General features: G+C 62.2%; 10 protein-coding genes. 8 read left to right on the top strand and 2 right to left on the bottom strand.

Translation table 11 applies throughout. From position 1 onward, the window contains the following. Window positions 1–82: 82 nt before the first annotated feature. From ACIQ17_RS26110 to ACIQ17_RS26145, 8 genes are all read left to right on the top strand, one after another. Window positions 83–1414 carry a replication-associated recombination protein A gene (locus tag ACIQ17_RS26110; protein WP_398472201.1) on the top strand — a complete coding sequence of 444 codons (1332 nt, stop codon included), beginning with the start codon at window positions 83–85 and terminating at the stop codon, window positions 1412–1414. Window positions 1415–1423: 9 nt separating this feature from the next. After that, the gene (locus ACIQ17_RS26115; RefSeq protein WP_398472202.1) at window positions 1424–2038 is read left to right on the top strand and encodes a hypothetical protein; all 615 of its coding nucleotides are present in this window, start codon (window positions 1424–1426) and stop codon (window positions 2036–2038) included. Window positions 2039–2147: 109 nt separating this feature from the next. Then, window positions 2148–3626: an RluA family pseudouridine synthase gene (locus ACIQ17_RS26120; RefSeq protein WP_398472203.1), complete on the top strand. Its 1479-nt coding sequence runs from the start codon at window positions 2148–2150 to the stop codon at window positions 3624–3626. A 4-nt stretch (window positions 3627–3630) separates the two neighbouring features. Next, window positions 3631–4263 (top strand): 5,6-dimethylbenzimidazole synthase, encoded by a 633-nt coding sequence (gene bluB / locus ACIQ17_RS26125; RefSeq protein ID WP_398472204.1) that lies wholly within the window; start codon window positions 3631–3633, stop codon window positions 4261–4263. Between the two features lie 79 nt (window positions 4264–4342). Next, complete coding sequence (locus ACIQ17_RS26130; protein ID WP_398472205.1) at window positions 4343–4618, top strand: hypothetical protein; 276 nt, start codon at window positions 4343–4345, stop codon at window positions 4616–4618. Window positions 4619–4681: 63 nt separating this feature from the next. Continuing rightward, window positions 4682–5470: an ATP12 family chaperone protein gene (locus ACIQ17_RS26135; protein WP_398472206.1), complete on the top strand. Its 789-nt coding sequence runs from the start codon at window positions 4682–4684 to the stop codon at window positions 5468–5470. A gap of 53 nt (window positions 5471–5523) precedes the next feature. Beyond that, complete coding sequence (locus tag ACIQ17_RS26140) at window positions 5524–7167, top strand: flagellar hook-length control protein FliK (RefSeq protein WP_398472208.1); 1644 nt, start codon at window positions 5524–5526, stop codon at window positions 7165–7167. After that, a complete protein-coding gene (locus ACIQ17_RS26145) occupies window positions 7164–7430 on the top strand; it encodes an EscU/YscU/HrcU family type III secretion system export apparatus switch protein (protein ID WP_398472210.1) in 267 nt (88 codons plus the stop codon). Before ACIQ17_RS26140 ends, ACIQ17_RS26145 begins: the two co-directional genes overlap by 4 nt. Here ACIQ17_RS26145 and ACIQ17_RS26150 read toward each other — a convergent pair. Continuing rightward, window positions 7427–7795 (bottom strand): DUF4260 family protein, encoded by a 369-nt coding sequence (locus ACIQ17_RS26150; RefSeq protein WP_398472211.1) that lies wholly within the window; start codon window positions 7793–7795, stop codon window positions 7427–7429. The two genes, ACIQ17_RS26145 and ACIQ17_RS26150, sit on opposite strands and share 4 nt — an antisense overlap. 225 nt (window positions 7796–8020) lie before the next feature. Further along, the coding region (locus ACIQ17_RS26155) for a hypothetical protein (RefSeq protein WP_398472213.1) at window positions 8021–9536 on the bottom strand (1516 nt) is incomplete at its 5' end.

The raw sequence follows: 9536 nt of genomic DNA on the forward strand, positions 1-9536 counted from the left end.
AAAAGGTCACGGGCGAGGGCGCGCGATTGTGGCGCATCGTCGTCGTGCGCGGCGGCCAGCAGATCAACGTCACCCTCGGCGGATGAGCGCAAAGCAACCATCAGCCAACCTGTTCGCTGCAGCCGGGATGGAGCAGGACGCGCCGCGTCCGCTGCCGGAGCGGCTGCGGCCCCGAGTGCTTGCCGATGTCGTTGGCCAGGATCACATCCTCGGTCCCGACGGGGCGCTGACGCGCATGCTGGAAACGCGCACGCTCGGCTCGCTGATCTTCTGGGGGCCGCCCGGCACCGGCAAGACCACGGTCGCGCGCCTCCTCGCGGACGCTACCGAACTGCAATTCGAGCAGATCTCTGCAGTCTTCTCGGGCGTCGCCGATCTCAAGAAAGTCTTCGACGCGGCGCGTGCCCGCCGCCAGATGGGCAAGGGCACGCTGCTCTTCGTCGACGAGGTGCATCGCTTCAACAAGGCGCAGCAGGACTCATTCCTGCCTGTCATGGAAGACGGCACTGTGGTGCTGGTTGGTGCGACCACCGAAAATCCGTCTTTCGAACTCAATGCGGCGCTCCTGTCGCGTGCGCGTGTGCTGGTGTTTCAGTCGCATGATGCCGAAGCGATCGAAAAGCTGTTCGCCAATGCTGAACGGATCGAGGGCCGCAAGCTGCCGCTCGATGACGAGGCGCGCGCCGTGCTGATACGCATGGCCGATGGCGACGGCCGCGCGGCGCTGACACTGGCTGAAGAAGTCTGGCGTGCTGCGCGGACCGATGAAGTGTTCAACGCTGCGCAATTGCAGGAGATCCTGCAGCGTCGCGCGCCGATCTATGACAAGTCGGCGGATGGTCACTACAACCTGATCTCGGCGCTGCATAAATCCGTGCGCGGCAGCGATCCGGATGCGGCACTGTATTATCTCGCACGCATGCTCGATGCAGGCGAGGATCCGTTGTTCCTTGCGCGACGCGTGGTGCGCATGGCTGTGGAGGATATCGGCCTTGCCGATCCGCAGGCGCTGGTGATCTGCAATGCGGCCAAGGACGCCTATGATTTCCTTGGCCACCCTGAAGGTGAGCTCGCCATCGCGCAGGCGGTGATCTACATCGCGACCGCGCCGAAATCGAACGCCGCCTACATGGCCTACAAGGCCGCGATGCGGACGGCGAAGGAGGGCGGCTCGTTGCTGCCGCCCAAACACATCCTGAATTCGCCGACCAAGCTGATGAAGTCGGAAGGCTACGGCGACGGATACCAATACGACCACGACACGCCGGACGCCTTTTCCGGTCAGGACTATTTCCCGGAATCCTTGGGTCGCCAGCAGTTCTATGATCCGCCCGAGCGCGGTTTCGAACGCGAGATCCGCAAGCGGCTTGATTACTGGGCGAAGTTGCGTGCCGCCAAGAACAACGAAGCGTAGAGGCTCCGGATGTCGATTGTCACATCTCCCCCGCTGCGTGCCGCCGTCATCGGAGCGGCATTTTGCCTGATCGCCCAAGCGGCTTGGGCCCAGCAGGCGGCCCCAGTGCAATACTGGGTGCCCAACGGGCCGTTTGGTCTTGGCGGTTGGTCTGATGCGGGCATCACGAGTTACCGCAATTTCCCTGGTTTCGACGCCGGGGCTTCGTATGACGGCGATTGGAAGTCCAATTTTCGGACCGGTGCATATGTGCGCAGCGAGGCCGCCAGTTTTGATCGCATGGGCCTCGGTTGGGCCGGCACCTCCAGCGATTTCGGCGGCCTCACCGCCCAGAGTACGCTGGCCGGCTATGCGTTTAAGGGCGCCGGAGATTTGCCCGTCACGGTCTTTGCCGGCTTTGACACCCTGAACTACCGCCCGGGCTTCGGCACCGCGCTGGCGCCGTTCAGTTCCGACACCAGCATCGCGGCCGGATACCGGGCGCGCGCGGGCATCGCGTTTCAGCCGATTCCGAACCTCACCTTGTCGCTCGAGGGCAGCTTCACCCAAAATCAATTTGACGATGGCTCCCCGACGCAGCGCCTGCTGTCCGGCCAGTCCCCGTATGGTGGTTTCCGCCGCTGACGCCGGCAAATCCGGCGGGCGGAACCTGAAGGTTGGCGCCATCCGGCGATTTGACCGTGACCCGGGTCGGTAGATGCGCTACGGACGGACTTTCCCCCTGGAGTTACAGATGAGCCGCCGCGATACGAGATCCCCCGCCAAACGTGGCACCGGAGGCGGTGGCCGTTCGGGACGCGCCAAGCCGGGCGCCACGATGGCCAAGGCGGCGGCGAAGAAGGCAGCCAAGGGGCCTGCCAGAACGCCTCCGAAGAGCGCCGCGGCGAAGAGTGAACGCTTCCGGCCCGAGCGCGGCGAGGCGGAGCGGCCCACCAGCGCACGTCCGCCGCGCGCGCGTGCCGCGGAGCGGGGCGAGCGATTTGAACGGTCCGAGCGATCGGAGCGGTTCGAGCGTTCTGAGCGCCCGGAACGTTTCGAACGATCCGAGCGTCCGCAACGGTTTGAACGATCGGAACGCCCGGAGCGGAGCGAACGGCCATCCGCTGCGCGCACCGGAAGTAAGGTGCCGACGCGCTTTGCCGGTGGCCCGTCGCGCTCGCGAAAGCCTGAACCTGCGATCGAGAAGCCGGCCAGGGCGGAAGCCGAGCCGACGATCATGCCGACCAATGTGCAGACTGTGATCGTCACACCTGACGAGAACGACATGCGCGTCGATCGCTTCCTCGAAGCCCGTTTCCCCGGCCTGTCATTCTCGCACATCCAGCGCATCGTCCGCAAAGGCGAGTTGCGCGTGAACGGCAAGCGCACCGACAGCAAGGATCGCCTGGAAGCCGGACAGACCGTTCGCATCCCGCCGCTCAAGCTGGATGCCCCGAAGACCGTCGGCGTGCTCTCTGAAGCCGCGCAAAAAACGCTCGATGCGTTGAAGGCGATGACGATCTACGAAGACCCGGACGTGATGGTGCTGAACAAGCCGGCCGGCCTTGCCGTGCAGGGCGGCTCCGGCATGACGCGTCATGTGGACATGATGCTGGAAGTGATGCGCGACTCCAAGGGACAGAAGCCGCGCCTCGTGCATCGTCTTGATCGCGAAACGTCGGGCTGCCTGCTGATCGCCAAGACGCGCTTCGCAGCCTCGTTTCTCACCGGTGCCTTTCGTGAGCGCTCGGCGCGGAAGTTTTACTGGGCGCTTGTTGCCGGCGTGCCGAAGCCGAAGCAGGGCCGCATCTCGACCTATCTCGCCAAGGAAGAGAACGAGGAAGACACCATCATGCGTGTCGCCAAGCATGGCGATGACGGCGCGAGCCATGCTGTGACCTATTATGCAGTGGTCGAGACATCGGGCCAGAAGCTTGCCTGGGTGTCGCTGAAGCCGGTGACGGGGCGCACCCATCAGCTGCGCGCGCATATGGCCCATATTGGCCACGCCATCGTCGGCGATCCCAAATATTTCAACATCGAGAACTGGCAGCTGCCGGGCGGTCTGCAGAACCGCCTGCATCTGCTCGCACGCCGTATCATCATTCCGCATCCGCGCGGCGGCGTGATCGACGCCACCGCGCCGCTGCCGCCGCATATGCTGCAGTCGTGGAATCTGCTGGCGCTCGAACATGACCGGTTCGATCCGATCGAAAACGCGCCGGAAGACTAGGGCCTTGCCGGAGTTCGACGACCAGTTTCGCGGCCGTTTGCATGATCTGTTCGCGTGGCGTCGCGACGTCCGTCGGTTTCGCAGCGACCCGCTGCCGGACGGTGCGCTGGAGCGGTTGATCGAAACCGCCTGTCTCGCGCCATCGGTCGGGCTCAGCCAGCCTTGGCGTTTCGTGATCGTCGATGATTCCGCGCGACGTCAGGCGGTGCTTGATAATTTCTCCGCCTGCAATGCCGAGGCGCTCGAAGCCTATCACGGTGAGCGCGCGCAGCTGTATGCGCGGCTGAAACTTGCCGGCCTGCGCGAAGCGCCTGGCCATGTCGCGGTATTTGCGGATCGCGGCACCGAAGTCGGGCATGGCGTCGGTCGCCGCACCATGCCGGAAATGGCGGAATATTCGGTGGTGACGGCGGTGACTACCATGTGGCTTGCAGCGCGCGCCGAAGGGATCGGCATGGGCTGGGTCTCGATCCTCGATCCTGGCACCGTTGCCGATGCGCTGGATGTTCCTCGCGACTGGCGGCTGATCGGCTATTTCTGCATCGGCTATCCCGAGACCGAGGACGATCGTCCCGAGCTGGAGCGTGAAGGCTGGGAGCACCGGCGCGCTGCAACGGATCACATCCTGCGGCGTTAACGACGTGGCGCTTGAAGGCATCGGAGATCATCACGATATGGGCCCTATGGTTGGACCTCGCGCATATCTCGCATTGGCCATGCTCTTGACGCTGGGCATTGCGCCGGTATGCGCCCAGGGCTTTCTCCCGCCGGGCAGCAACGCGCTGACCGTGCCGCCGCCACCTGCGCCGCCGCCGCCGAAAATCGAGGTGCCTGTGGTGCCGAAAATGGGCGATCTGCCGCGACAGAATTATGTGCCGCGGGCACGGCCTTCCTTCGGTGACCGTATCACCAATTGCCTGCAGGATGGCGCCGCCGCAGGGCTCGGCCCCAACGAACGCGCGGCCTATTCACGCGCCTGCGCCAATCGCTGACGGCCTCGCGCGGGGCGCGCGCTTCGCGTAAACTGCGGCCAGATAACTGGATCGAGATGACCGATGCGTGAACTGTTCGACGACGTCTATGGCAAGCCCGGCTTTACCGTGCAGGAATCGCGCGGGAAATTGACTGGCACGCGTCGCAAGCGCTTCTACACGACGGTCGGCGTCAACACGGACGATGCCGGCCATTCAGTGACGCTCGATGACAAGACGATCCGCACACCGTCGCGCAATGCGCTTGTTGTGCCGTCACGCGCCATCGCAGAGCTGATGGCCGCCGAGTGGAATGCGCAGCAGGAATTCATCGATCCGCTCAGCATGCCGGTAACACGGCTTGCCAATAGCGTGCTGGATGCGATCTCGAGCGAAGAGCAGATCACGGCGGTGCGCGATGACATCGCAAAATATTTCGGTTCGGACTTGTTGTTCTATCGTGCGTCGCACCCGGAAGCGCTGATTGCACGCGAGGCGGCGGCATGGGATCCCGTGCTGTTCTGGGCCGCCGAAGATCTCGGCGCGCATTTCATCATGGCCGAAGGCGTGATGCATGTCAGCCAGCCCGCGCAGGCGATCGCCGCCGCGAAGGATGCGCTGCCGAGCGATCCGTGGCGCGTGGCCGCGCTGCATATGGTGACCACGATCACGGGCTCGGCGCTGCTTGCATTGGCGCTGTTGCGCGGCCGGCTGAGCGCGGACGAGGTCTGGGCCGCCGCTTTCGTGGATGAGGACTGGAATGCGGAGAAATGGGGCCTCGACGAGGAAGCCGCCGCGCGCCGGGCTGCCCGCAAGGTCGATTTCGAGGGCGCCGTCGCTGCCCTGAAGGCGCTGGGCACGGCCGCCGCTTAATCAGAAGTTAACGACGCTTAACCTAAGCTGCCGCATCAGACCCGGGTGCAGGCATGTCGGTTACCGTCAATGCGATTCCATCGCTCGTCGCTGCGCAAGGTGTGGCGCGCGACGTCGCGTTCCAGCCTGGCAGTGTTGTTGCCGCGCGGGTGCTTGAGGTCTCGGCCAATAATCAGGCGCGCATTTCGATTGCCGGCCAGGCCATCGATGTGAAGACCCAGGTGCCTTTGCAGGCGGGGCAGACATTGCAGTTGTCGGTCTCGCAAACAGCCGACGGCATTCGTCTCGCCGTATTGCCGCAGCAGGCGGCGGCGAGCGGCGCGGCCTCGGCGTCAGCTTCAAATCTCACTGCCACACTGCTGACGACGCTGGCCGCCTCCAAGGCGCAACTGACTGCGCCTGAAGCAGTGGCTGTCTCGCAGGCTGCGCTGGGTGCAGTGACGAAACAAACAAGTCTCTCTGCGCTGTTCGCCAATCTCGGCGCCGCGACCTCGCTCGACAACCTGCCACCGAAACTGCAGCAGGCCATCGCCCAGGTGCTGGCGCAGCGGCCGCCACTCGATGCGAAGATCAGCGGTGGCGAACTGAAAACGGCGTTTCAGAACTCCGGCCTGTTTCTCGAAGCGTCGCTCGCGAAGGCGGCGCCGACGTCTGGCGCGATGCCGGACATGAAAGCCGCGCTGGTGGTGCTCAAGCAGGCGCTGACAACGACGCTTGCAAACGAGGCCGGTAAGCCAGCAGTGGTTTCGACATCTCCGCAGGCCACGCTGCAGCAGGCGGCTGCCATGCCGATGACGACCGCCGCGCAGGTGCAGGCGGCTGCAGCGACGCTTGTGCCGGGCATGCTGCCGAAAGCTGCCGTGAAAGACGGCGCCACGCAACCCCCGGTTTCGGCGATGCCTGACGAAGCCGGCGATGTCGATCTCCGTCCGCAGGTTGCGGCGGCCACTGCAAAATCGACAGCTGCGATGGTGGGCGGTGGCACGCAGCAATCAGGTGCTAAGATCGCGGAGATGATCGCAAAGCTTTTGCCCGACGAGAGCGCGTTGCTGCAGCAGGCATCGAGCCTCAAGGGACAACCGGCACCTTATGGCGATGCGCAAGGCTTGCGTCCGCAGGTGCCGCCACCGCCGCTGCGTGGCGCCTTGCCGACACCGCAGCCGATGGCGTCGCCGACGCTCGCGCCGAACGCACCGCTCGGGGACACCGTGCAGCATCTACTTGCCGACACCGACGCCGCGATCGCGCGACAGACCCTGCATCAGGTCGCGTCGCTGCCGGAGCGCGCTGATGCTGCGGTGGCGCAACGCACGGATCAGGCAACACCGCGCTGGAGCTTTGAAATTCCGTTCGCCATGCCGCACGGCACGGCGGTTGCGCAATTCGAGATCGTGCGCGATGGCGGGCAGGGCAGTGAAGCCGAGTCTGCCAAGCAGGTGTGGTGTGCGCGCTTCTCGCTGGATGTGGAGCCAACAGGACCGATCCATGCGGTGGTGTCGCTGACAGGCGAGAAGACCTCTGTGCGCATGTGGGCGGAGCGATCGTCCACGGCGCAACAGTTGAAGGCGGAGGCGGGCGAACTCACGCAGGCGCTGATCCGTGCCAATCTGCAGCCCGGCGACATCGTCGTGCGCGAAGGTGTGCCGCAACAAGCGGCTCCGGCTTCAGCAGGTCATTTCCTGGATATGGCGCTATGATCGTGCAGCCGAAACGCGCGCTCGCGGTCGCGCTGCATTACGACAAGACTGGCGCGCCGCGCGTCACCGCGAAGGGGCGCGGTGCGGTCGGCGAGAAGATCATCGAGGTCGCCAAGGCCAACGATATCCCGATCGAGGAGAACGAGGTGCTGGCCGGCGCGCTCTCCAATATCGAGCTCGGCGACGAGATTCCGGAAGAGCTGTACAAGGCGGTGGCTGAAGTTCTCGTCTTTGTTCTCAGGCTGTCGGGCCGCGGGCGCTAGGCGGCTTTCACATCATTGCTGGCATTCGGACTGGTCGCAGCGGGCTGGGCCGTATCCGCGTGTTTGCCGATGCGGCCGAGATGGGTGAAATGGAATCCCGTCTCGTATTTCAGGCCATAGCCGAGCATGCGGTCGAAGCCGATATGGGCGAGCCAGATCATGGCCAGCGAACCCGGCAGCGGTTCGGCGGTGACGAGGCCGAACAGAACCAGCAGCAATGGCCCGATGGTGGCGTGGGTGGCGTTATAGACCCCGGCGCCGATGCGCGGGCCGTGCTTCTCGGCGGGAGAATGTGCTGTGAAAAATCTGGCGCTTGACCGACGGTGGTAGTATAAAGGGGCGGTGCAACCCTGAGGTCGGTCCATGAATTCTGTGAACCTAAGAATTTATGCATTCTGGACTACTCTAGCGGGAGTCATGCTGTCTTTGGCATCGTTCGCAGAGGCGGGTGTCAAACCTCCATAGCTCGTGCTTTTAAAGAGCAGTTCAGCTTCGCTTGACCAGTCAATTGCTCGGATTTCAAAAAACTCGATGAAGCTGCGAAGCGACCTCGATGGTGATTTTCGACATTTTGGTACGAACGCGGTGGGCTATTGGCTAAGTTCTTGATGTGCGCGCTTAACACGACCGAGGGTCGATCGTAACTTGTCTTGAGTTGCGGTGACCTCACTAGTCGTGACCTTTTCGAGGAAGGTTGACGCCTCCCGAGGTGTTGCTCGACCGGATTTTTTAAGCGCATCTTGTAGTGCTCTTTGAGCGGAGCGAATGGCCTCAATGGCGCGGTCCAGTCGCTTAATCTTGGCCTCATCGCCATCCGACTTTCGAGCGTCGTTATACATCAGCGCATTGCGAGCGAAGGCTTCGAGGACTTGTGCCTGATAAACCTTTGCAGGTGTCGGATCAAACTTCACCGTGTCCGGAACGCAAGCAAAGTCCATTACTGAGAACTGTTCAAGTAGTTCAGTAGTTTCCTCAGAAAATCTGTCTTCATATTCGACATGAACCAGCATGGCCTGCGCGTACGTCAATTCCATCGTAACATAGGATTCGAATAGCTTTCGCCATGTTTCGATGTCGGGATCGTCGCTGGCGCAGATGCCTTCCACTTTAGAAAAGGAGCGGCTAGGCCGGAAGGCTTCTTCAAAAAACTTTACCCCAAGCATCCGAATCTTGAAGTCCTTGCGGATCAGATCAAGATTTTTGAGATGCTCGTCAAGAACTGTAGTCGGTGGTTGTGCGTCATCCTTGCGTATCCATTCCTCCATGTACGACGCGAGAGTCGTGCGCGCACGCATTTCAAACCAGGTGTCTCCAAGTTGCCATTCTGACTTGCTGACCGCTCGCATGCGCAGCCAATCGTCGAGCAGAACGCCTGCTGCCCTGTACTGGCCGAGTTGCGCCAGCATGCTCGCATATCCGACAACAAAATAGGGCCTCGCCTTTACGCCGCCTGTTTCTGCAAACTTTTTGATGCTCGCGGCTAGGTGGTCACGCAATTCTGAGAGGTGAGGAGGCCACAAACGTGGTGGCCCGTTTGCAGAAGGGGCAAATTTTTGAAGACAGCTACGTAGCGGTTTCCCGAATTTTGTGTCCGCTTCTGTTGTGGAAAGATTCTCAAGAGCAACGTTATGTCGGGGCGATTGCCTGAATTTCTTTGCCGCCTCGATCTCGTCGGCGCAGAACTGTTCGAGGAATGTATCGCATTTCTCATGCAGCAGCGATTGAGGTCCCGAAACGGATGGCTCAAGTGCTATCGCGAGCCAAAGCGTAATCAATCGGTCGGCGACATCATCAAGTTGGTTTTGCTCTAACCGCTGCGGCTCATCGGCTGCAGCTCTGAGGCGCCCGAAGATATCGATATAGACGGCGAGATGTCTGTTGATAGCTGTTGCGTCGGCGCTACTCTCGTACCAGTTGACCAAGCAGTTCAACGGCTTGCTCAATGATTGCTCGGCAAACTGCTTGGCCGCCCTAAGCGTTGTCCGCGTTACCTCCATTTGCGTTTGGTCTTTATTGATTTCTTCGGTTAGTTTGTTCCGTTTCCAAACGTCTCGATTCTGCACTCGGTTGAGAAATGATTGGTGTCCTTTCACCGACACGCGTGTG

Origin of the sequence: Tardiphaga sp., from assembly GCF_044340795.1 — a bacterium.
Taxonomy (GTDB): Bacteria; Pseudomonadota; Alphaproteobacteria; order Rhizobiales; family Xanthobacteraceae; genus Tardiphaga.

Excerpts from the sequence above, each read along its gene's own strand:
- ACIQ17_RS26140 (WP_398472208.1), top strand. The coding sequence starts at position 5,524 with ATGTCGGTTACCGTCAATGCGATTCCATCGCTCGTCGCTGCGCAAGGT.
- ACIQ17_RS26150 (WP_398472211.1), bottom strand. The coding sequence starts at position 7,795 with ATGGACCGACCTCAGGGTTGCACCGCCCCTTTATACTACCACCGTCGG.
- ACIQ17_RS26130 (WP_398472205.1), top strand. The coding sequence starts at position 4,343 with ATGCTCTTGACGCTGGGCATTGCGCCGGTATGCGCCCAGGGCTTTCTC.
- ACIQ17_RS26135 (WP_398472206.1), top strand. The coding sequence starts at position 4,682 with ATGCGTGAACTGTTCGACGACGTCTATGGCAAGCCCGGCTTTACCGTG.
- ACIQ17_RS26110 (WP_398472201.1), top strand. The coding sequence starts at position 83 with ATGAGCGCAAAGCAACCATCAGCCAACCTGTTCGCTGCAGCCGGGATG.
- ACIQ17_RS26120 (WP_398472203.1), top strand. The coding sequence starts at position 2,148 with ATGAGCCGCCGCGATACGAGATCCCCCGCCAAACGTGGCACCGGAGGC.
- ACIQ17_RS26115 (WP_398472202.1), top strand. The coding sequence starts at position 1,424 with ATGTCGATTGTCACATCTCCCCCGCTGCGTGCCGCCGTCATCGGAGCG.
- ACIQ17_RS26145 (WP_398472210.1), top strand. The coding sequence starts at position 7,164 with ATGATCGTGCAGCCGAAACGCGCGCTCGCGGTCGCGCTGCATTACGAC.